The organism is Companilactobacillus pabuli, from assembly GCF_014058425.1.
Lineage (GTDB): Bacteria > Bacillota > Bacilli > Lactobacillales > Lactobacillaceae > Companilactobacillus > Companilactobacillus pabuli.
On the sequence record NZ_CP049366.1, the window covers coordinates 459,563 to 482,067 of the forward strand.

Below are 22,505 nucleotides of genomic sequence, written 5' to 3' on the forward strand. Positions count from 1 at the left end.
ATAAACTCAAGCACTAATATTCGGAATTGAGTGAATCTTTCTTAAATGTACGATATATTAAAGTAAGTAAAGCGAGGTTATTATGTCAGAAATCAAATGGAATGAATTTTTGATACCTTATTCACAGGCAGTCGATGAGTTAAAAATTAAATTTAGAAATCTTCGCAAAGAATTTTTAGAAAAAAATGAGCATTCTCCAATTGAGTTTGTGACCGGACGTGTTAAAACTGTTGATAGTATTAAAGAAAAAATGCGTCGTCGTTTTATCAAAGAAGACCTTTTGGAACAAGATATGCAAGATATTGCAGGAATTAGAATTCAATGTCAATTTGTAGAAGATATTTACGATGTGGCTAAGTTGTTACATATTCGTGAAGATATGCGTGTTATTGAGGAACGTGACTACATTGCTAATAGTAAGCCTAGTGGTTATCGTTCATACCACGTTGTGATTGAATATCCTATTCAAACAGCTTCTGGTCAAAAGAATATTTTGGCAGAGATTCAGATTAGAACTTTGGCAATGAATTTTTGGTCTACGATTGAACATTCTTTGAATTACAAATATCAAGGCGACTTCCCAGAAGAAATCAATGAACGACTCAAACGTGCGGCAGAAGCTTCATTTATGCTAGATGAGGAAATGTCGAAAATTAGAGAAGAAATTCAAGATGCACAACAATACTTTACCGATCGAAAACGAGATTTAAATAACCCTACGGAGCACGATAAATAATGAAATTATGGATTAATAATAATAGTAAAGAGCAATCAGTTGCAGCGGCTAACAAATTACGTAGTAAATTACTGGATGCTGGATTAACTTTGGATCGAAGAGACCCACAACTAGTTATTAGTGTTGGTGGCGATGGTACGCTATTGAGTACTTTTCATGCCTATGCTGCACATTTAGATAGAGTAAAATTTTTGGCCTTGCATACAGGACATTTAGGCTTTTATTCTGATTGGACTGATACAGAAATTGATGAATTAGCCGATTTAATTATTAAATGTCAGGATAATATTCCTTCAACTAGTTATCCACTTTTGGACGTTATGGTTGAGAATAAAGAAGGTTCACTGTTTCACGGAATTGCTATCAATGAGATTGTGGTTAGACGTTTGTCTTCCTTGACAATGAAAACACGAGTTGATTTGGATAAAGAATTTTTTGAAAATTTCCGTGGTGATGGTTTATGTTTTGCAACACCAACAGGCTCAACGGCTTATTCTAAATCAATCGGTGGGGCCTTGATCCATCCCAAAATCAGTGTTTTTCAAATGATTGAAATTGCCTCAATCAACAATCGAGTTTATCGGACAATCTCTTCACCAATCATTATTCCGCATAATCAAAGAGTTGATCTTTATCCTCAGACAGCTGATGATTATGTGATCAGTTGTGATGGAATTACTACTAAATTGAAAAATGTACGTCGAATTACGATTAAGCTAAATTATCAACGAGCCCAATTTGCCCAATATCGACATCGACACTTCTGGACTAGAGTAGAGACAGCTTTCTTAGGACAAGATGAACCAAAATAACCGTTTTTTGAAATTTACGATTGGTGACGATGATAAAAAAATAGTTCGCAAATTTTTAGTTCAACACAAATTTTCCTCTAGTCAATTACACAACTTAAAAAATAAGGGTGGACAAATTTTTGTGAATCATAAGCAACGTCATTTTAATTATCCGCTAAAAAAAGGTGATCAAATCTTAATAGTCCTCAATTCAGAGGAGCCTTCTGATTTGATTGAACCAATGCCGGGTAAAGTAGATGTCGTATTTGAAGATAGTTATTTATTGGTTATCAACAAACCACCGGGGATTGCCAGTTTACCTGCAAAAGCTAAGGACAGTAAAACAATGGCAAATGTGGTCAAGTCTTACTTGATCGATAAAAAAGAAAATAGTTCGATTCATTTAGTCACTCGTTTGGATAGAAATACTTCGGGATTGATGGTTTTCGCTAAAACATCGTATGCACATTCGTTGTTAGATCGGATTTTACATACGGAAGATTTTCAAAAATTTTATTTAGCGATGGTTTACGGTCAAGTGTCACCAGAAAAAGGTTTGATCGATTTGCCGATTGGAATTGATCCGAAGGCTTTTTATATGCGTAATATCGATCATAATCTTGGTAAGCCGTCAAAAACTTTATACGAAACAGTCGAGAAATTCGATGATGCCAGTTTATTAAAATTGAAACTATTGACAGGTCGAACACACCAAATCCGCGTTCATTTGACAGCAATTGGTCATCCAATAATTGGAGACGATATGTATAGCAAAAAAATTGACCCTCGAATGGGTCGACAAGCCTTGCATTGTTATCGTTTAAATATAGTTCATCCTGTTACTAAAAAGTTATTAAAATTAACCGCGCCATTACCAAAAGATATGGTAATGTTAAAGGGTGTGTTAAGGGGTGAGAAGAATGGATGAAAACGAAAAAAGACTCCAAGATAAATTTTCGCAATTGAAGGATTATCTTGATGAAGGTGATAAAAAGCGATTCCGAAAAACTTATTTGGATATGCATTTTTATGACCAGAGTACTTTTTACCTCACGTTGAATAAGCCTGAACGAATGACGCTTTATTCAATTTTGGAACCGGACGAAATGGGAGATATGTTCGATACCATTGAAGATGACAATCCTAAAATTCCTGAACTTTTGAAGGAAATGGATCTCAGTTATGCTTCAAAAATGTTGAACGATATGTATGATGATAATGCCGCCGATGTTTTGGAACATTTGGATAAGGTCGATGTTGACCGATTCCTAGGTCAAATGCCACGTAACGATGCTAATAATTTGCGTGGATTATTGCATTATGACACTGAAACTGCCGGTGGTATCATGACGACCGACTACGTAGAGTTTCATGAGGAAGAAACAGCAGCTGAAGCCATCAGAGCTTTGAAGAAATTTGCTAAAACTGCTGAAACAATTTATTATATTTACATTTTGGATCATCACGATGATTTAGTTGGTGTTATGTCGTTGCGTGATTTGATTTTACTTGAAGATGACGATACTTTAAGTGAAAAAATGAATAGTGATATTATTACGGTCAATGTTGATGCGGAACAGGCCGAAGTTGCTCAAGTATTTAGAGATTATGAGTTTTTAGCTGTTCCCGTTGTTGACCATTCGAACAAATTAGTTGGTATCGTTACAGTTGATGATGTTATTGAAGTTATTGATGACGAAGCTCAACAAGACTACTCTGGTTTGGCCGGTGTTAGTATGGATGAGACCAACAATGATGGTCCTTTCAAAGCCGCTTCCAAGCGTTTGCCTTGGTTGATTACATTGTTACTTTTGAGTATGATTACTGCAACCTTGATCAACCATTATGAGAACTTGTTGGCTGAAGCGAGTATCTTAGCCGTCTTCATTTCAACAATCACTGGTACAGCCGGTAATGCTGGTACACAGAGTTTGGCTGTGGCAGTTAGGCGTTTAGCGGTTGAAGAAATAAATCGACACGAATTTTTAAAATTACTATTTAAAGAATTGATCACTGGTTTTGTAACTGGATTAGTAACAGGTGTTGCAGTTCTTTTGCTAGTAGGAATTTGGAAACATAACTTTGTTTTAGGGATGGTTATCGGTATGGCGATGTGTGCCGCTATTACAGTAGCTAACTTGGCTGGTAGTTTTATTCCAATGTTGATGTCTAGCTTTGGATTCGATCCAGCGGTTGCCAGTGGACCATTTATTTCAACTTTAAGTGATTTAACTAGTGTATTAATTTATTTCAGTATTGCCGGAGTGTTTATGCAATACTTTATCAAAGTGTGAAAAAAACTGTATTGACTAATTTTTTTAGTCAATACAGTTTTTTTATTGAATACCATCAATGATTTTTGTACCGTGTAATTCTTTAACGCCTAATTCTTTAGCAATCGTATCGCAGTTTTCAAAATTAACGCCACCACCGGGTAGAATAGTGATTCTGCCGTCAGCGTAGTCGATGTATTTTTTGATGTTGTCTAAAGTCTGATCGATTGGTGTTGTTAGTGGTCCACCATGAGTCAGGATTCTATCAACGTCATGATCTACTAGCCAATCGATAGCTGATTTTTTGCTGTCTTCAGCTAAAGCATCAAAGGCCATGTGGAAGACGATTTGCATGCCACTAGAAGCAGCAATTAATTGTTCCATGGCATCTTCATCCAAATCTCCGTCCTTAGTCAAAGCACCAAAAGCTACTCCATCGACACCCAATTTTTGAGCTTGGAATAAGTCAGCTTCCATCATTTTGATTTCAAGATCATTGTAAACAAAATCTCCGCCACGTGGACGAATCATTTCAACAACAGGAACGGATTTTTCTTGAAGGTATTTAGTAGCTTCTTGTAAAACACCAAAACTAGGAGTAGTACCTCCAACAGCCAAATTATCGTTTAGTTCGATTCGATTAGCACCTTTTAAAACAGCGGCGGGAATCTTAGTGAAATTTTCTACAGCAACTTCTTTATAAATAATGTTCAACCCCTCTTTTTATCAGTATCTTTATTCTAACAATTTTATACAAAAAAAGAACGTCCGAAGACGTCCTAATTTTATGCAAAGGATTTGATTCCAAAGTATGCGATGACAATGATTGCCAAGATGATACGATACCAACCAAAGGCTTTGAAGTCGTTACGTTTGATGTAATCAAGCAAGAACTTGATAGAAGCGTAAGCAACGATAAATGAAACTAATGTACCAACAAGTAGGATAATTGTTTGGTCACCAGTAAAGGAATGGCCGTTCATGAAGTACTTACCAATTTTCAGTAAACTAGCACCAAACATAGTTGGAATAGCTAAGAAAAATGAGAACTCAGTTGCCACGAATCTAGATGTACCAACTGTCATACCACCTAAAATAGTTGCTCCAGAACGAGAGGTACCAGGAACTAATGATAGGACTTGGAAAAGACCAATCGTAAAGGCAGTTTTATATGAGAGATGGTCTAAATCTTCAACTTGAGGACGTTTATTCTTCAACCAATTTTCAACGACTATGAATAAAATACCATAAATCAATAATGTGGCAGAAATAACTTGCCAACTAGTTAAATGTGCATCCATCCAGTCGTTTAAAGGAAGTCCAATAATTACTGAAGGTAAAATGGCAACTATAACTTTAAACCAAATACTCCAAGTTTGATTCTTTTCACGATGGTTCTTTTTAGGTGAGAAAGGATTCAACTTGTGGAAGTAGATAAGGATAACCGCTAAGATTGCCCCGAATTGAATAACTACCATGAACATGTTGATAAAAGCTGTAGATTCATTTAATTTGATGAATTCATCAGCTAAGTACAAGTGTCCAGTTGAACTGATAGGTAGAAATTCGGTAAAACCTTCAATAATACCCAAAATGATGGTTTTAATAATTTCAATGAACATAATTAATAATATTCTCCTGAATTAAATTTGGAACTAGATAAAGTGTACACAAACACACTCAGGAATGGAAATTTTATTTTCTAATGGTGTCAAATTTCCTTTGTTAGGATTGCGTTTGAAGATAGTTAAGTCGTCGCTATCTTGATTAGCAGCTAACAAATATTTTTCAGAAGGATCTAATTCAAAATCACGAGGTCCATTACCGTTAGTTGAAACTGTATTGAGTTTCTTTAGACGGTCGCCATTTTTGTCGATACTGAAAGTAGCAATTGTGTCAGCGCCACGAGTTGAAACGTACAAGAATTTGCCATCTTTAGAAATACGGATAGCAGCTGTTGTATTCTTTTGTTCATCTTTAGCAGCTTCAACTTCATCGACTAATGTCAAACCAGCAGTTTCTGCATCGTATTCCATAACCAAAACTTTTGAAGCTAATTCACAAGCAACGTAAACGATTGGTTTTGTTGGGTGGAAGACTAGGTGTCTTGGAGCATATCCAGCTGGGGCAATGTAGTTATTCATCAATTTTGGTTCTTTAGGATCGTCAATATTATAAATGTAAATACGATCAGCACCGTAATCACAAATAATTAATTTGCCATCAGGAGTCAAAGCACTGAAGTGAGGTTTAGATTGATCTTGTTCAGCACGAGGACCGTGACCCTCAAATTTGACTTCTGAGCAGTGTTCGATTTTACCGTCGTCAGTTAGATGATCAATCTTTACTTTGCTTAAGTGGAAATAGGCACTAAAAATCAAATTGCGACTAGGGTCAAATTTAACGTAAGATGGTGAAGTTTCTTCTGAAAAGTCCTCATCCAAAAGTTTAGGTTCATTGTTGATATCATAAACGACGATACCACCACGATCGCCTTTTTTAGCTAAAGCAATCAATTTCATATCATTAGTTACATCGATGTATGTTGGTCCATTTAATTCGACCAATACTTTAGGTGTAGTTAATTCACCAGTTTCAGAATTAAAATCGGCAGAATAGACGCCTTTACCAGTCTTTTTTGTGTAACCGCTTAAAAGAAGCTTTTCAATCATTACAATTCCTCCAAATAATGTATAGTATTATAATATACAGTATAATCTTTGTATAAAAATTTTGGGGAGCAATCTATGCGAGAAACACCGGAAAAAAATAAAAGTTGGTTTTACAAATGGTTCTTAAACAACCAATTGACGGTGATTTTGGTTAATATATTTTTAGTGTTTTTGATTATATTTTTATTTTCGAAAATCAGTTTTGTTTTTCAACCAGTCGGACAAATTTTAGGAATTGTCATGCCACCAGTTATTTTGGCCTTGGTATTGTATTACCTGATTAATCCGCTGATTAATGTTTTGGAAAGCAAACTTCATGTTAATCGGATTATTTCAATTGCCTTTGTTTTTATTATTATTTTGGCATTATTGATTTGGGGCGTTATGTCTCTGATTCCCTTCGTACAAAGCCAAGTTGATTCATTAGTTAAGAATTGGCCACAATATTGGGATTCTTTGAATAAGAGCTTGCAAAATATGTTTTCTGATCCAAAATTACATATTGTTAAAGAGCGACTAGCTACAACTAATGCCAGCATCACGAAGAGTTTTGAAAAATCTATGAGCCAAATCTTGCCACAGACGATGAATAATTTAAGCTCGGCGGTAAGTGTCTTGACTAATGTTGTCATGATCTTGCTAACGGCACCTTTTATCTTGTTCTTTATGTTAAAAGACGACAAGAAATTCAAGGTATCAGTTGTTAAATTCGTTCCTAATCGTTTGAAGAAATCGGTTAGTGATATGCTTTCAGAAATTAGTCAGTCGTTGAGTTCTTACATTACTGGACAGTTGACAGTAGCTTTCTGGGTAGCCGTTATGTTCTTTGTTGGCTATTTGATTATTGGACAACGATATGCTTTGATTTTAGGAATCGTTGCCGGGATTTTAAACTTGATTCCTTACGTCGGTTCAGCATTAGCCTTGATTCCTTCACTAGTCATTGCGGCCTTTATTGCTCCATCGATGGTTATAAAAGTATTGATTGTCTTTGCCGTTGAGCAGACGATTGAGACGCGTGTTATTTCACCAATCATTGTTGGTAATAAAATGCAAATGCATCCTGTAACGACAATTCTAGTTTTGCTAGTTTCGGCTGGATTGTACGGGTTAGTAGGAATGATTGCAGGAATTCCAATCTTTGCTATTTTAAAAATTATTTGTACGAGAATTTTTAATTGGTTCAAACGTAATTCTTCTTGGTACGATGATGAAGATGTTGAGCCACTTGATGAAACGACAACTGTAAAAGATACAGAAAATTCTAAGAAAAATCACAAATAATTCAAAAACCATTGTCTAGACCGGATAAAACGTATATAATGTTTTATGAGTTTTGGGGTTATTTGTTTTTCTCAGGAGTAATTTTGACAAAAGCAAGTAAACAAGAGGCTATACTAGCGCATGTCCTTGCTGTGGTTTTCACCGAGGTCATGCGCTTTTTGTTTATGTAAAAGGAGATTAAATAATGACGAACCATATTGCACTTTATGAACCATTGATGCCAGCTAATACTGGTAATATTGCTAGAACTTGTGCGGGAACTAATACTAAATTACATTTGATCAGACCATTAGGTTTCAATACTGATGATGCTCATATGAAGCGTGCAGGTTTGGACTATTGGGAAAAAGTTGACATTACTTATCATGATGATTTGGATGCTTTTTTGGAATCAATACCTGACGATAAATATTTATATTTAATTACTAAATTTTCAGATAAGGTTTATAGTGATCAAGATTTCTCAGATACTTCAGTTGATCATTACTTTTTATTTGGTAAAGAGACAACTGGTTTGCCAGAAGATTTCATGCGCCGTAACCCTGAAAAGTGCTTACGAATTCCTATGAGTGATAATATTCGAGCATTAAATTTATCTAACAGTGCAGCTTTGGTTATTTATGAAGCCGTGCGCCAACAACATTTTGCTGGTTTGGAATTAAGTCATCATTATGAACACGATAAATTAGATTAGGAGAAAAACTATGAAAATTAATAAAGGTGCAGTTAGCGTTCAAGCGTTTCACTATGATGTTGAATCACCAAGTGCCGATGAGAAGAGTACTTTAAATATTAGTATCGAGCATCCTGAATTTAAAGATGAGAACGGTCAGCCTATGAATGAAGACGAAGGAAAGATTTTTCAAGTGGTTATTCCTTTTGAAATCCATATGAAAGATGCTCCTTTTAAAGTTTCAGGATTAGTTGGACAAGTAGTTCAACCTGTTGGTTTCCACGGTGAAGCGGAAGACCTAGATGGCAAGCAAGTTCAACAAATCTCTCGTTCAGCAGTTGAGTATATTGAAACATTAACTTATCAAGTTACGAGTGTAACGTTGAATCACGGTGTTTCACTTAACTTCACTAAAGATGCAGAAATTAAGCCTAATAATGAAGAAGACAAATAAACAGTCCTTGAGGGCTGTTTTTTTTAATGTTCAAAAAAGGTATAATTTTAGATGATTACTTTTAAATTCATGTGAGGTACTTATGGTTAAAAAAAAGGCAAGTTCAAGGCCTAGAAAGAGTAAAAAAACCGTTGATAATTCACGGCTGATTAGATCTTTGGTCAGTTTAGTGTGGATAATCTTGGCGATTCTAGGCTTATTCAAGTTTGGTCTCGTTGGCAAAACTTTCGATAATATTTATCGAATTTTTGTTGGGGATAGTTATCCAGTATTATTGATTATCAGTATCGTTGTAGCGGCATTCATCATTGCTACAGGGCGATTTCCATTGTTGTCGCCTAAACGAAACTTTGGTTTTTTGTTTGTTTATTTAGGAACACTAATAATTTTACACGGCATTTTCTTCTCCAGTATGTCGCTATATCACAATTATAATCTCGTCACATGGAATACTCTGTCTGCCGATATAACGCAGGTCGATGTCGGTGGATCAGTCGGTGGAGGAATGATAGGTTCTTATTTATATAGTTTCTTCATGCCGATGTTTTCAAGTGTGGGAACGTACTTTGTCACTGCGTTAATTATTTTTATTGGATTTTTAATGTTATTAAACGTTACGATGAAACAAGTTTCAGTTGTAACAACTGATATTTTGGTTTTCTTAAAGCATCTGTTTATCAAAATTAAAGATATTTTAGTTGGTCATTACAGCAATTACGTTGATCAAAAGAAAACTCAGCAAGTTAATCTTAAATCTGATAAGCCAGTTAAACGTGCTCCAATAGTAAGGGATGACAATAAGACGGAAGATGGTTTCAACAGTTTTGTTGAAGACAAAAAAGAAGACAAGAAACCAGATGACTTTGAAATCGAAAGAGCACCAAAACCTCCGGAACAGCCAACTTCAATGGCTACTGTGGTATCTAAACCTTATGGTATCGACGGCACTAAAGATAAAGATTTACCAGATCCAGTTGGTTATAAGAAAGCTGAGCCGGGTGATAATGATGGTTATGAGTTGCCATCCGTTGATTTGTTGAAGCAAGTACCACAGACGGATCAAACTTCAGAAGTTCACTTGATTGAAGAGAACAAAGATAAGTTGCGTCAGACTTTTAAGAGTTTTGGCGTTGACGTTGAAGTTAAAAAGGCTAGTTTAGGACCAACTATCACAAAGTATGAAGTTCAACCAGCCGTTGGTGTTAAGGTAAGTAAGATTGTCAATCTGGCTGATGATTTAGCATTGGCATTGGCCGCTAAAGATATTCGTATTGAAGCGCCTATTCCAGGGAAACCATTTGTTGGTATTGAAGTACCTAATAAGACTATTTCAACAGTTTCATTTAAAGATATCACTGAAAATCAAAAAGATAAGACTCATCCGTTAGTTGTTCCACTTGGAAAAGATGTTTCTGGTAATATCATTGAAGCTAACATTACTAAAATGCCCCATTTGTTAATTGCTGGTTCTACTGGTAGTGGTAAGTCAGTCGCAATCAATACGATTATCACGGGTATTTTGATGAAAGCTAAACCTAATGAGGTCAAACTGATTTTGATTGATCCCAAGATGGTTGAATTGAACGTTTATAACGGTATTCCTCATTTGTTGATTCCAGTAGTTACTGATGCTAGAAGAGCGGCTGGAGCGTTACAAAAAGCTGTTAAAGAAATGGAACGTCGTTATAAATTGTTTGCTGAGACTAGTCACCGTAACATTGGTGAGTATAACGCTGACGTTGATAAGTTCAATGAAACTGCTGCAGATGAGGATAAGATGGAACGCTTGCCATTTATTGTCGTTATCGTTGATGAGTTGTCTGATTTGATGATGGTAGCTGGTCATGAAGTAGAAGCGGCTATCGTTCGTTTAGCTCAAATGGCACGTGCAGCCGGATTACATATCATTATTGCAACGCAGCGTCCTTCTGTTGATGTTATTACTGGGTTGATCAAAGCCAATATTCCATCGAGAATGGCTTTCGCCGTTTCTAGTGGGGTCGATTCAAGAACTATTCTGGACTCAGTTGGAGCTGAGAAGCTCTTAGGACGAGGAGATATGCTTTTCCAACCAATCGGGAAGAGTAAACCAATTCGACTTCAGGGAGCTTATATTTCCGAATCAGAGGTTGAAAATGTCGTGAAATTTGTCAGTGAGCAACAAGAGGCCCATTACGATGAAGAAATGATTCCTACTGATGTTGAAGAAGGTGGCAGTGATAGTGATAAACCAGAAGATGAATACTGGGATGATGCTGTCGATATGATCGTTAAAGGTCAGTCAGCTAGTGTCTCTATGCTTCAAAGAAGATTTGCTATCGGTTATAATCGAGCTGCAAGAATGGTTGATGAAATGGAAAATAAGGGTATCGTGGGACCATCAGAGGGCAGTAAGCCACGAAAAGTACTAATTACTCCCGAACAACTAGAAACAATAAGAAAAAATCAGGTGAAAAATTGAGAAAAACATTAGCAAAGAATATTTTCTTAAATATAAATCCAATCAAAAAATTTCGAACTATTAAAATTCAAGTCGATTTTCTTCGTCCTTTGAAGAAAGAAGAAACTACGGGTCGTCGATTGTTGGCTAACGTTATGTCCAATTCAACGGCTAATTATCCTAGTTTTCGATCGATAAATGACCGCGAAATGGAATTGTATGGTTCTGAAATCAATGTTTTTACACGTAATCTTTTGAATTTTAATGATTTAGCTTTCAGCATTGAATTTGCTGATCCTAATTTTTTGATTGATGGTCAAACGCAAATTAAAGACAATTTGGAATTATTGAATGAGATAATTTTTAAACCAAATTTAACAGGCAAGGAATTCAATCAAACATCTTTTGAAACTGAAAAACGTAATTTGATGTCTAATTTGGTTTCGATTCAAGATAATCAAGATTTAGTCAGTACGCTTGGTTTAACTAAGTTGATTTATCAAAACAATCCTGATCGTCAAATACCGATTTTTGGTAGTATTGATCAACTAAATGAGTTAACAAATGAAAAATTGCTGGAAATGTACCAAGATGTAATTAAAAACGATACGATTGTCATTAATGTCGTTGGAAATGTTGATGAAGAAAAATTTGCAGAAGATATTTTAACTAGTAGCTTTTATACTCAAATGAATAATGAACGCCTAGATTTGAAAATTGAATTCGATAAGTTCAATCAATTGATTGCTAATCCAGCTGAAAAAATTGAACATAAACATCTCAATCAAAGTCGAATTGCTCTAGCTTATGCAACCGAAGGCGTTTCTAAAAAATTTAATCGCTTGGCACCTCAAATTATGAATTTGATTTTGGGTGGTGATGATCAATCACAATTGTTCCAACAAGTCCGAGAGAAGAATAGTTTAGCTTATTCAGTATCCAGTACTTATCAACCATTGAGCCATTTAGTCACGATCCAAGCTGGGTTAGATTCTGATTCAGTTCAAAAAGCTTTAGATTTGATCAATCAACAAATTGACTTTATTAAAAATGGTGAATTTACTGATACTCAAGTTGAACATGCTCAAAAGGTCATGTTGACAAGAAGAAAGATAGCGACTGATTCAATTCAGTACTACATCATGCGTAGTATTTGGGAAACTGTCTATCCCAAGACGTTGATGAGCGATGAGCAGTTTCAAACAGAATTAGATAATTTAGATCGTGATCATATTGCTAGTGTGGCCAATAATTTACACGCTATTGCACAATATCAGTTGATTGGAGATTCGAATGACTGAGAAGTTAGAGAAACAAACAAAGAAGTTAAATAACGGTTTACAAATCAATGTTGTACCGATGTCAGGATTTAATCAGGTTTATGGATTAGCGATGACTAATTTTGGCTCAGTAGATACTAGAACGAATAAAGGGACTCTACCTGCTGGAATTGCTCATTTTATTGAGCATAAACTGTTCGCTAAGCCTAATTATGATGTATCGGAAAAATTTGCCCAATACGGTGCTAATTCCAATGCCTACACTAGTTATACGAAAACGGCCTATTTGTTCCAAACTTTAGATAACCCATATGATAATTTGAAGGTCTTATTAGACTTGATTCAAAATCCATATTTCACCGATGAAAATGTTGCATCCGAACGGGGAATCATCGATCAAGAAATTCAAATGTATCTAGATATGCCCGAATGGGTATTGGAACAACGGATTTTGGGACAATTGTATCCTAATGATCCGATTGCACAAGATATTGCTGGCTCAAGTGAGTCGTTAAAACAAATCAATCGCAAAAATTTATTGTCGACTTATCAACAAAATTATCGACCTGATAATATGAACCTCGTTCTAGTCGGGGATGTTGATTTTGAAAAGGTTGAAAATATAGTTGAAAATTCTAATTTTCATCAAATCGATGAACCCTTGCAAAAAATTAATCGTCAATTTGAACCAATTGGTCAAGGTGGATCGGAAACGATGGATATTAGTCAGGCTCGCAGTGCCTATGGAATTAGAATTGATACTGAAATGTCTGGGTACGATTTAGTAAAGAAACAATTTGAATTAAATATGATTATGGAGACTCTGATTGGTGAATCTTCCAAGAATTATCAAGAAATGAGTAATTCTGGTCTAATTGATGATAGTTTTTCTTATAATGTAGTTGCAGAAAATAACTATTGTTTTATCATAATTAGTGGGTCAAATAATAATCCTCAAAAATTTCAAGAATATCTAGGCAATCACTTGTCTTATGATTCATTAAAAGAAGTTCTAACGGATGCTAAATTTGAAAGAATTAAGCGTGATGCCATTGGCTCTTACTTGTTTGCACAGAATTCTCCTGAAGCCATTGCTAATCAGATGGCGGAACTTTATTTCTATGATGTCGATTACTTAGAGTTAATCAATATGATTGATTCAATTAAAAAAGATGACGTTTTGACAATTGCAGAGAAGTTTTTGAGAGATGATAATTGCACCTACTACAATCTTTTACCAAATAGGAAGTAAACTATGTATGCATTAGTTATGGGAAGTTCCGGTGATATCGGTGCCAGTAGTGCAAAAAAACTAGCACAAAAGGGTTGGTCCTTATATTTGCATTACAATCAAAATCGGGAACGAATTGAAAAGTTACGCACAGAACTTGTGGAAAAATATCCGCAACAGGATTTTATTCCTATTAAATTCAATATGGAGCAAGACACAGTTGATCAATTGACCAGTCAGATTTTTGGATTGGATGCTGTGGTTTTTGCTCAAGGTAACACTTACTATAAATTGTTAGTTGATATTTCGGAAAAGGAAATTGATTCTTTGTGGAATATTCACGTAAAGTTACCTATTTTAATTTTACAGGCGCTTCAAGATAAACTAGCTAAAACGCATCATGGTCGAATTGTTTTTATCGGATCAATTTATGGAAAAATCGGTTCGGCAATGGAAGTAGTTTACAGTACTGTCAAAGGAGCAATGTCCTCTTTTGCAGATGCCTATGCTAAGGAAGTAGCTTCTCTGGGTATTTCAGTTAACGTTGTTGCTCCTGGAGCCGTCAATACTAAGATGAATACTCAAGAATTTTCGAGTGAAGACCTTGAGAACGTTAAAGATGAGATACCAGCAGATAGGTTGGCAAATCCTGATGAAATAGCTGATTTGGTTAGTTATTTAGTTAATATCAAATCAAATTACCTAACGGGACAAACAATTTATTTTGCAGGCGGTTGGTTGCTATAAGGTCGCTAGTAGTTAGATAATAATATATGTTATACTTAGAAAAATTAGTTAATCGGTGGTAAATAATGGACGAAATTGGCCAAAAATTAAGAAATGCTCGTATCAAAAAAGGATACACAATTGATGATTTACAACAAATCACAAAAATTCAAAAAAGATATTTGATTGCTATTGAAGAGGGTCAATTTGATCATCTTCCTGGTGATTTCTACGTCAGAGCTTTTATCAAGCAATATTCTGATGCTGTTGGTATTTCAAGTGATGACTTGTTGGAAGAATACAAGTCAGATATTCCTAATGCACAACCTACACAGGAATCTGCTCCTGAAGAAACTAAGACTAGAAGTATCAAGGAAGAGTCAAATTCTTTCTTCTCTAATTTAGGCAACTATATTCCTCAAATTGTCGTTGGAATCATAGTTATCGTAATTATCGGAGTTATCGCTTTTGGAATGATTCATAAGAGTCAAAGTTCATCAAGCGTGACAATTCCCAAGGATAATACTGAACAAACAACTAAAAAGAAGACTGCCAAGAAAACAACAACAAAGAAAAAAGCTGCTAAAAAAACAGAAACTAAGTCTAAAGAGACAGCTGTTAAAGAATCTGACACTGAAGGAACATATACAATCACTAATGCTCCAAGTGATGGATTAAAAGTTGTTGTAGAAGGTAGTAATGGTCAAGCTTGGATTCAATTCAAGGAAGGCGACAATACAACTTGGCAACAAGCTCTTAGTGCTGATGAGAAAAAGGAAACTACTGTTCCTAGTGATACAACAACTTTCACTATTCAAACTGGTAACGTTAATAACACTAAAGTTACGATTGATGGTAAGGACGTTGACTTGTCTAAATCACAAAGTGGTAGCACTATCGTCAAAACTTTGACATTTAATATTGAAAAATAAAATAATGGTGTCTAATCTTTATGGGTAGGCACCATTATTTTGTCAAAATTAGTATTCTGGAGGATTTTTTCAATGGTTTGGAATGTACCAAATAAATTAACCATGTTACGGATTATTTTAATTCCGGTCTTTATTATTTTATTAGCTTTTAATTGGAGTGGCTTAGGTGATATTTACGTCGCTAATGATTTGATTCCGGTCAATCATGTTTTAGCAACAGTAGTCTTTATTGTTGCCTCGTTGACTGACTTGTTGGACGGTAAAATTGCTCGTAAGTACCATTTGGTATCTAACTTTGGTAAATTTGCTGATACATTGGCTGACAAAATGTTAGTCATGACAGCATTCATTTTCTTGGTTAGCTTTAAAATGGCTCCAGCTTGGGTTGTTGCTATTATTGTTTGTCGTGAATTAGCAGTCACTGGTTTAAGAACTATTGTTTTGGAAGTTGGTGGCAAGGTCATGGCAGCTCAAATGCCAGGAAAGATCAAAACTACTACTCAAATGTTAGCTATCATTTTCTTGTTGATGCATAATATTTTCTTCTCCGCTATCAATATTCCAATTGGAGAAATTTTCTTATATATCTGTTTGATTTTCACTATTTACTCAGGTGCTGATTACTTTATTCAAAGTAAAGATATTTTCAAATCTTAATACGTAATTTGAAAGAGAGAGCAATGAAAAAAGAGATAGATTTTTTAAAGACAATTGAACGATTAGATTTTGAAAAGGGGATCCCAGAAGAGCTTGAGAATTTTCCTAAACAGACAGTTGAGCTATTAAAACAAGCTCATTTGAAGATTACTGCAGCGGAAAGTTTAACAGCTGGAATGTTTCAGGCAACTGTTGCTACTGTTCCAGGTGCTTCAAACGTCTTCGATGGTGGTTTCGTCACTTATGCCGATTCTATCAAGGTACAATTGCTAGGAATGGATCCACAGTTGATTGAAGATAATACTGTCGTCAGTGGACCTGTAGCTTTGGCAATGGCCAAATTGTCTGCTGAGAAAATAAAAGTTGATATTGGTGTTGGTTTCACAGGTGTAGCGGGACCTGATCCACTAGAAGGAAACCCTGTGGGAACAGTCTTTATCAGTGCTTACAACCGTACAAATAACGAAAAAATCGTCAAAGAATTTCATTTTTCTGGATCACGTCAAGCAATTCGTGAAAAGTCTGTTCTTTGTGGATTTGCTCTCGTTCAAGAAATAATATAACGGACAAACATTTGTTCGCTTTTTTCTTGCTTTTTTGATGAATTACTAATAATATAACTAGTGATGAATGCATTAGGAGGAAAGCAATTTGGCTAAAGATGAACGACAAAAGGCTTTGGATGTAGCCTTAAAAAAGATTGAAAAGGATTTTGGTAAGGGCGCTATTATGAGAATGGGTGATGATTTAAATACTCAAATCTCAACTGTTTCTAGTGGTTCACTTGCGCTTGATAATGCATTAGGTGTCGGTGGCTTTCCACGAGGAAGAATCGTAGAAATTTATGGGCCTGAAAGTTCTGGTAAAACAACCGTTGCTTTACATGCCGTTGCTGAAGTTCAAAAACAAGGTGGTACAGCAGCATATATTGATGCTGAAAATGCCATGGATCCCGCTTATGCAACTGCTTTGGGTGTTAATATCGATGACTTATTGTTATCGCAACCTGATACAGGTGAACAGGGATTAGAGATTGCTGATGCTTTGGTATCTAGTGGTGCGGTCGATATCGTCGTTGTCGATTCTGTTGCTGCTTTGGTTCCACGTGCTGAAATTGAAGGTGAAATGGGAGATTCCCACGTTGGTCTTCAAGCTCGATTGATGTCACAAGCTCTACGTAAATTGTCTGGTTCAATCAATAAGACAAAGACAATTGCCTTATTTATTAATCAGATCCGTGAAAAAGTTGGTATCATGTTTGGTAATCCAGAAACTACTCCTGGTGGCCGTGCTTTGAAATTTTATTCAACAATCAGACTAGAAGTACGTCGTGCTGAACAAATCAAAGATGGTACAGATGTAATTGGTAACCGTACAAAGATTAAAGTTGTCAAGAACAAGGTTGCTCCACCATTTAAGATTGCTTTGGTAGATATTATGTATGGTCATGGTATTTCTCAAACTGGTGAATTAGTAGACATGGCTGTCGACAAGGATATTATCGACAAGAGTGGATCATGGTATTCTTACGGTGATGAGAGAATTGGTCAAGGTCGTGAGAATGCTAAGGCTTATCTAGCTAATAATCCTGACAAGATGGAAGAAATCAAGCAAAAGGTTCGTGCAGCTTATGGCATGGATGGCAAACCAGAGGATGAAGAAAATTCTGATGATGCCAAAAATGCTAAAGATTCCAAAGATTCAAAAAAAGATGAAAAAACAGCTAAAAAAGACGATGAAGCTCTAGATTTAAATCTTGAGGCTGATAAAAAAGAAAATAAATAAGAGAAAAGAGGCCGATTGTGTCTCTTTTTTTTCTTTTTAGTTGGTCGACAGGCGATATTTATTCTATAATATTAAGTTGTATGTAATAATCTGCAACATTTAAATTTTTACAAACACATTTTTTAAAAGCAAATATGGAGGTGATGGCATGTATCCTGCTATCATAACCTTCTCTTTCGCTCTAGTAACATTAATTGTGGGTGTCCTTTTCGGATATGCTCTCTGTAAAGATGCCTACGAGAAAAAACTTTCACAAGCTAAACAGACTGCTGAAGATATTGTTTCGGACGCTAACAAGGCTGCTAAGTCCTTGAAAAAGGAAAAATTACTTGAAGCCAAGGATGAAATTCATCAGTATCGTGAGAAGCAAGAAGATGAATTGAAAGAACGTCGTAAAGATATTCAGAAACAAGAAAATCGTGTTCTCGAAAGACAAGACATTTTGGATAAAAAAGACCAAACGCTTGAAAAACGTGAGGACAATATCGAGCACAACGAGAATAATCTTGCAGTGCGCCAACAAAAACTTGATGAAAAAGCTAAACAATTGACTGATACTCTTGAAAAACAGCAAGCGGAGCTGGTAAGAGTAAGTAACTTAACTCGCGAACAAGCGAGAAAAATCATTCTTGATAAATTAAATAAAGAATTGGTTCATGAACGTGCCAAAATGATTAAAGAAAGTGACGAACAAGCTAAGCAAACAGCAGAAAAGGATGCTAAGGCTTTGATCGTTGCAGCTATACAAAGAAGTGCAGCTGATACTGTTTCAGAATCGACCGTTACAACCGTTACATTGCCTAATGAAGACATGAAGGGGAGAATTATTGGTCGTGAGGGTAGAAATATCCGGACTATCGAAGCGTTAACGGGGGTTGACTTGATAATCGACGATACTCCAGAAGCAGTTGCATTAAGTGCTTATGATCCAGTCAGACGAGAAATTGCTCGAATGGCTTTGGAGAAATTGATTGAAGATGGAAGAATTCATCCAGCTCGTATCGAAGAAATGGTCGATAAGGCTAGAAAAGAAATGGATGATCATATTCGTGAAGTTGGTGAACAAACTGTTTATAGTTTGGGTATCAGCTCGATTAATCCTGATTTGATTAAGATTATTGGACGTATGGAATATCGTACGAGTTACGGTCAAAATGTTTTGAATCACTCAATTGAAGTCGCTAAATTATCCGCTGTAATGGCTTCAGAGTTGGGTGAAGATGTTATGTTAGCAAAACGAGCAGGTTTATTACACGATATCGGTAAAGCTATCGATCGTGAAGTTGACGGATCCCACGTAGAAATAGGTGTGGATATCGCAACTAAGTATAAAGAACCAGAAGTAGTCATTAATACGATTGCTTCACATCACGGGGATGTTGAACCAACATCATTGATTGCAACAATTGTTGCAGCGGCTGATGCAATTTCTGCATCGCGTCCTGGTGCTAGATCAGAATCGATGGAGAATTACATTCACCGTCTTGAGAAATTGGAAGAAATTTCCGATAAACATGAAGGTGTTGATCATAGTTATGCTATTCAAGCTGGTCATGAAATTCGTGTCATGGTCAAGCCTGAACAAATTTCTGACGATCAAGCTGCAATTTTGGCTCGAGATATTAAAGGTGAAATTGAAGATAACCTTGAATATCCTGGACATATCAAAGTTACAGTTGTTCGTGAAGTCAGAAAAGTTGAATTAGCAAAATAATTATTGAGGGGTGTATCAAAAGGGTACACTCTTTTTTTATTTTCTTTTAGATTAAGGGTCTGGTATTGTATAATTGTTTTATTAATGGAAAGTGAGTTTTTCTAAAATGTCGGTTATGTTTAGTGTAATAGTAAAATTATTTTTAACGATGATTCTGTCAGCCGCAATAACTCCTTTCGTAGTGAAATTAGCCTATATTTTAGGAGCTGTGGATAAACCAAATGCTCGGCGAGTAAATGTTAAGCCAATGCCCACAATGGGTGGACTGGCTATTTTTATTGCGTTTAATTTCTCGACGTTTGTGTTATTGCGCGAACAATTTCCTACTCATGAGTTGTTCAGTGTTTTCTTGGCCGAATGTATCATTATTTTGACAGGGATTATTGATGATATTAGAGAGTTGTCACCCAAAGCTAAGTTGGCTGGTATTTTAGCAGCAGCGTTAGTAATTTACTTCTTAGCTGGAATTAGAATGAATGAGGTCACGTTACCAATTTTTGGTTCATTCCAACTTGGCTGGTGGAGTTTGCCAATAACTATCATTTGGATTATCGCTATTACTAATGCGGTCAATTTAATTGATGGGCTCGATGGTTTAGCGACTGGGGTTTCAATCATTGCGTTGTTTACCATGGGAGTTATGGCATATTTCTTCTTAAATATGACTAATGTTTATGTAGCGATTTGGATTTTTGCGATGGTAGCAGCCTTAATTGGTTTCTTGCCACATAATTTCCATCCAGCTAGTATTTTCTTAGGTGATACAGGTTCACTCTTTATTGGTTTCATGATGGCCGTCTTTTCTTTAAAGGGCCTCAAGAATGTAACTTTCATTAGTTTATTGATGCCGGTAGTCATTATGGGTGTGCCAATTACAGATACTGTTTATGCAATTTTAAGAAGATTATTGAATAAAAAACCAATTATGCAAGCTGATAAGCACCATTTGCACCACCGCTTAATGCAATTAGGTTTGTCACATCGTCAGACTGTTTTAGTAATTTATGGATTATCATTAGTTTTTGCTTTCATTTCATTGTTGTATCCATTGTCAACTTTATGGGGAAGTGTTTTGCTAACAGTTGGCGTTTTGATTGGTTTGGAATTATTTATTGAATCAATTGGTTTACTTGGCGATGATCGTCAACCTTTATTACGTGCAATTCAAAGATTCGTTAAAAGAATGGAAAAGAAAGATTAGCAAGCGCCGTTATAGCGCCTGCTTTTTTTGTCTCTAGAGACATTCTACAAATCTTAGATGATTGAAAGGTTGAGTTCTACTTTCCGTAGGTAGTAAATATATGTTGATACTTTTAAATTGGAGTTGAGGAGGATTCAATATGGAATTGAGTGAACAGCTAAAGAAGTATCGAAAACAAAGTAACTTAACCCAGCGAGAATTAGCTTTGAAATTAAATGTTTCTGATAAGACGATTTCTAGTTGGGAAACTGGTCGGACTTATCCAGATATTTCGATGTTGATCAATTTGAGTTCTATTTTGAAAGTTTCCTTAGACGAATTTTTAAAGGGAGATTTTGAAACTGTGCAAAAAATTGATAAGGATTTGAAATTAAAACGAGTTTATAAAAAATGGTTAATAGCAATTTTAGTATTAGTTTTTGCTGTTGGAGGAGTTTTTTACTTTTTATCAACTTACCAATATAAGAATGTTATGGTCGATCGATTTAATCCGTTGTTGGAGACAAAAATTGGTTATGCTGCTTTGCCAACTGAAAAAAATGCTATTGCTTCAGATTATGAAAATGTTAAAGATTCTCATGGTAAAACTAAAAAAATCCTAGGTTCGCCATATAAAAATATGGTTGTAACTGACAATGCATGGGGAGACTCTTCATTTTTAACTTTTTACGGTGGCTTAGCTCCTAAAAATAAATCTTATGCAATGGTAAAACACCGTGGTAGCTATGTTGCTAGAATTAATTTTGTCGATTGGGAATCAATTCCTAAATCTATTCGCAATAATATGTATCGAGATTATGAAAAATATCGAGGGATGTATCAAATTTTTAAGGAAAGCCAAAAAGAGCATCAAGGAACTGACACTCCAGTTTTTACTATGCAGACGGGTAAATACTAAAAAAATCCGGTTCGCTTTTTTATGCGAATCGGATTTTTTAATTGGCTTCAATAGGAACTTGTTTGTAAGTTTTTTGAGTTTCCTTTAATTGAATTTGGTTTTGGAATAAATCTTTGATATTTTGTACGGCTTGATCAACCACGTTTAAATCTAAATAAATTTCACATTTAATATCGGTAGTGAATTGTTTATTTTCAAGCTTGATTTTCTCGTTTTTGGCATAGTTGTCAAATTTGTCAAACAGATGATACGGAATAGTTAGTTCAAATCCTTGTTGAATGCGATTTTCAACTAAGCCAATTTCTTTGACCGCTTCGGCAGTGGTTGAAGAATAAGCTCTGATAAGACCACCAGCTCCTAATTTGATACCACCGAAATATCTAGTAACGACGACGGCCACATTTTGCAATTCCTGTTGTTGTAAGACGTTTAAAATTGGTGATCCTGCAGTTCCACTGGGTTCACCATCATCTGACATACGTTCAATTAGAACATTTTCTTTGACGATAAAGGCAGTGCAATTGTGAGTTGCTCCAGATTCTTGTTGACGAATCTTTTTGATAAATTCATTAGCTTCATCTTCAGAAAAGACTTGAGCGACATGTGCAATGAAACGAGACTTTTTGATATCTTTTTCGTGACTGCCAGTTTGAGCGATTGTTTTATAGTTTTCCAAAAATAATGACTCCTTTGCGTATTTTTTTATATGAATAAAATAAATGAATATTTGGGTGGCCGTGTACTCAATGCGGCTAATT

22 protein-coding genes are annotated in these 22,505 nt (G+C 35.5%); 18 read left to right on the forward strand and 4 right to left on the reverse strand.

Annotated features, from left to right (window positions below; translation table 11 throughout):
• Nucleotides 1–82: 82 nt before the first annotated feature.
• From yjbM to mgtE, 4 genes are read left to right on the forward strand one after another with little or no spacing between them, the layout of a single operon-like run.
• Nucleotides 83–736, forward strand: a complete 654-nt coding sequence (gene yjbM, locus G6534_RS02155) for a GTP diphosphokinase (protein WP_059074063.1) — start codon at nt 83–85, stop codon at nt 734–736.
• On the forward strand, nt 736–1,548 hold the full coding sequence (locus tag G6534_RS02160) for an NAD kinase (RefSeq protein ID WP_059074062.1): 813 nt from the start codon (nt 736–738) through the stop codon (nt 1,546–1,548). The genes yjbM and G6534_RS02160 overlap by 1 nt, the downstream gene beginning before the upstream one ends.
• Nucleotides 1,535–2,455: an RluA family pseudouridine synthase gene (locus tag G6534_RS02165; protein ID WP_059074061.1), complete on the forward strand. Its 921-nt coding sequence runs from the start codon at nt 1,535–1,537 to the stop codon at nt 2,453–2,455. Before G6534_RS02160 ends, G6534_RS02165 begins: the two co-directional genes overlap by 14 nt.
• The gene (gene mgtE, locus G6534_RS02170; RefSeq protein ID WP_059074060.1) at nt 2,448–3,821 is read left to right on the forward strand and encodes a magnesium transporter; all 1,374 of its coding nucleotides are present in this window, start codon (nt 2,448–2,450) and stop codon (nt 3,819–3,821) included. The genes G6534_RS02165 and mgtE overlap by 8 nt, the downstream gene beginning before the upstream one ends.
• Before the next feature lie 42 nt (nt 3,822–3,863).
• On the opposite strand, the gene G6534_RS02175 is transcribed toward mgtE, so the two are convergent.
• The 3 genes from G6534_RS02175 to G6534_RS02185 all read right to left on the reverse strand — a co-directional run bounded on the left by G6534_RS02175 (nt 3,864) and on the right by G6534_RS02185 (nt 6,472).
• Nucleotides 3,864–4,505 (reverse strand): copper homeostasis protein CutC, encoded by a 642-nt coding sequence (locus tag G6534_RS02175; RefSeq protein WP_182083265.1) that lies wholly within the window; start codon nt 4,503–4,505, stop codon nt 3,864–3,866.
• Between the two features lie 80 nt (nt 4,506–4,585).
• On the reverse strand, nt 4,586–5,422 hold the full coding sequence (locus G6534_RS02180; protein ID WP_059074059.1) for an undecaprenyl-diphosphate phosphatase: 837 nt from the start codon (nt 5,420–5,422) through the stop codon (nt 4,586–4,588).
• A gap of 33 nt (nt 5,423–5,455) precedes the next feature.
• The gene (locus G6534_RS02185) at nt 5,456–6,472 is read right to left on the reverse strand and encodes a lactonase family protein (RefSeq protein ID WP_059074058.1); all 1,017 of its coding nucleotides are present in this window, start codon (nt 6,470–6,472) and stop codon (nt 5,456–5,458) included.
• 75 nt (nt 6,473–6,547) lie between these two features.
• Here G6534_RS02185 and G6534_RS02190 point away from each other — a divergent pair, with 75 nt between their 5' ends.
• From G6534_RS02190 to G6534_RS02255, 14 genes are all read left to right on the forward strand, one after another.
• Nucleotides 6,548–7,756, forward strand: coding sequence for an AI-2E family transporter (locus tag G6534_RS02190; RefSeq protein WP_059074057.1), 1,209 nt, complete (start codon nt 6,548–6,550; stop codon nt 7,754–7,756).
• A 184-nt stretch (nt 7,757–7,940) separates the two neighbouring features.
• Nucleotides 7,941–8,450: a tRNA (uridine(34)/cytosine(34)/5-carboxymethylaminomethyluridine(34)-2'-O)-methyltransferase TrmL gene (gene trmL / locus G6534_RS02195; RefSeq protein WP_057813974.1), complete on the forward strand. Its 510-nt coding sequence runs from the start codon at nt 7,941–7,943 to the stop codon at nt 8,448–8,450.
• A gap of 10 nt (nt 8,451–8,460) precedes the next feature.
• Entirely contained in the window at nt 8,461–8,883 is a 423-nt protein-coding gene (locus tag G6534_RS02200) for a DUF1149 family protein (protein WP_010020569.1), read from the forward strand.
• A gap of 82 nt (nt 8,884–8,965) precedes the next feature.
• Nucleotides 8,966–11,344 (forward strand): DNA translocase FtsK, encoded by a 2,379-nt coding sequence (locus G6534_RS02205; RefSeq protein WP_059074056.1) that lies wholly within the window; start codon nt 8,966–8,968, stop codon nt 11,342–11,344.
• The gene (yfmF, locus tag G6534_RS02210) at nt 11,341–12,624 is read left to right on the forward strand and encodes an EF-P 5-aminopentanol modification-associated protein YfmF (protein WP_059074055.1); all 1,284 of its coding nucleotides are present in this window, start codon (nt 11,341–11,343) and stop codon (nt 12,622–12,624) included. The genes G6534_RS02205 and yfmF overlap by 4 nt, the downstream gene beginning before the upstream one ends.
• Nucleotides 12,617–13,855: an EF-P 5-aminopentanol modification-associated protein YfmH gene (gene yfmH / locus G6534_RS02215; protein WP_182083102.1), complete on the forward strand. Its 1,239-nt coding sequence runs from the start codon at nt 12,617–12,619 to the stop codon at nt 13,853–13,855. Before yfmF ends, yfmH begins: the two co-directional genes overlap by 8 nt.
• 3 nt (nt 13,856–13,858) lie before the next feature.
• Complete coding sequence (gene ymfI, locus G6534_RS02220; protein ID WP_059074052.1) at nt 13,859–14,581, forward strand: elongation factor P 5-aminopentanone reductase; 723 nt, start codon at nt 13,859–13,861, stop codon at nt 14,579–14,581.
• A 65-nt stretch (nt 14,582–14,646) separates the two neighbouring features.
• Nucleotides 14,647–15,492, forward strand: coding sequence for a helix-turn-helix domain-containing protein (locus G6534_RS02225; protein ID WP_059074051.1), 846 nt, complete (start codon nt 14,647–14,649; stop codon nt 15,490–15,492).
• 72 nt (nt 15,493–15,564) lie between these two features.
• On the forward strand, nt 15,565–16,149 hold the full coding sequence (gene pgsA, locus G6534_RS02230; RefSeq protein WP_010020559.1) for a CDP-diacylglycerol--glycerol-3-phosphate 3-phosphatidyltransferase: 585 nt from the start codon (nt 15,565–15,567) through the stop codon (nt 16,147–16,149).
• Nucleotides 16,150–16,172: 23 nt separating this feature from the next.
• Complete coding sequence (locus tag G6534_RS02235; RefSeq protein ID WP_059074050.1) at nt 16,173–16,712, forward strand: CinA family protein; 540 nt, start codon at nt 16,173–16,175, stop codon at nt 16,710–16,712.
• Nucleotides 16,713–16,800: 88 nt separating this feature from the next.
• A complete protein-coding gene (recA, locus tag G6534_RS02240) occupies nt 16,801–17,934 on the forward strand; it encodes a recombinase RecA (protein WP_059074049.1) in 1,134 nt (377 codons plus the stop codon).
• Nucleotides 17,935–18,082: 148 nt separating this feature from the next.
• Complete coding sequence (gene rny / locus G6534_RS02245) at nt 18,083–19,648, forward strand: ribonuclease Y (RefSeq protein ID WP_059074048.1); 1,566 nt, start codon at nt 18,083–18,085, stop codon at nt 19,646–19,648.
• 115 nt (nt 19,649–19,763) lie between these two features.
• Complete coding sequence (locus G6534_RS02250) at nt 19,764–20,849, forward strand: glycosyltransferase family 4 protein (RefSeq protein WP_059074085.1); 1,086 nt, start codon at nt 19,764–19,766, stop codon at nt 20,847–20,849.
• A gap of 139 nt (nt 20,850–20,988) precedes the next feature.
• The gene (locus tag G6534_RS02255) at nt 20,989–21,747 is read left to right on the forward strand and encodes a helix-turn-helix domain-containing protein (RefSeq protein ID WP_082666923.1); all 759 of its coding nucleotides are present in this window, start codon (nt 20,989–20,991) and stop codon (nt 21,745–21,747) included.
• A 37-nt stretch (nt 21,748–21,784) separates the two neighbouring features.
• Here G6534_RS02255 and G6534_RS02260 read toward each other — a convergent pair whose 3' ends face one another.
• Nucleotides 21,785–22,423 (reverse strand): YigZ family protein, encoded by a 639-nt coding sequence (locus tag G6534_RS02260; protein ID WP_059074047.1) that lies wholly within the window; start codon nt 22,421–22,423, stop codon nt 21,785–21,787.
• Between the last annotated feature and the right edge of the window lie 82 nt (nt 22,424–22,505).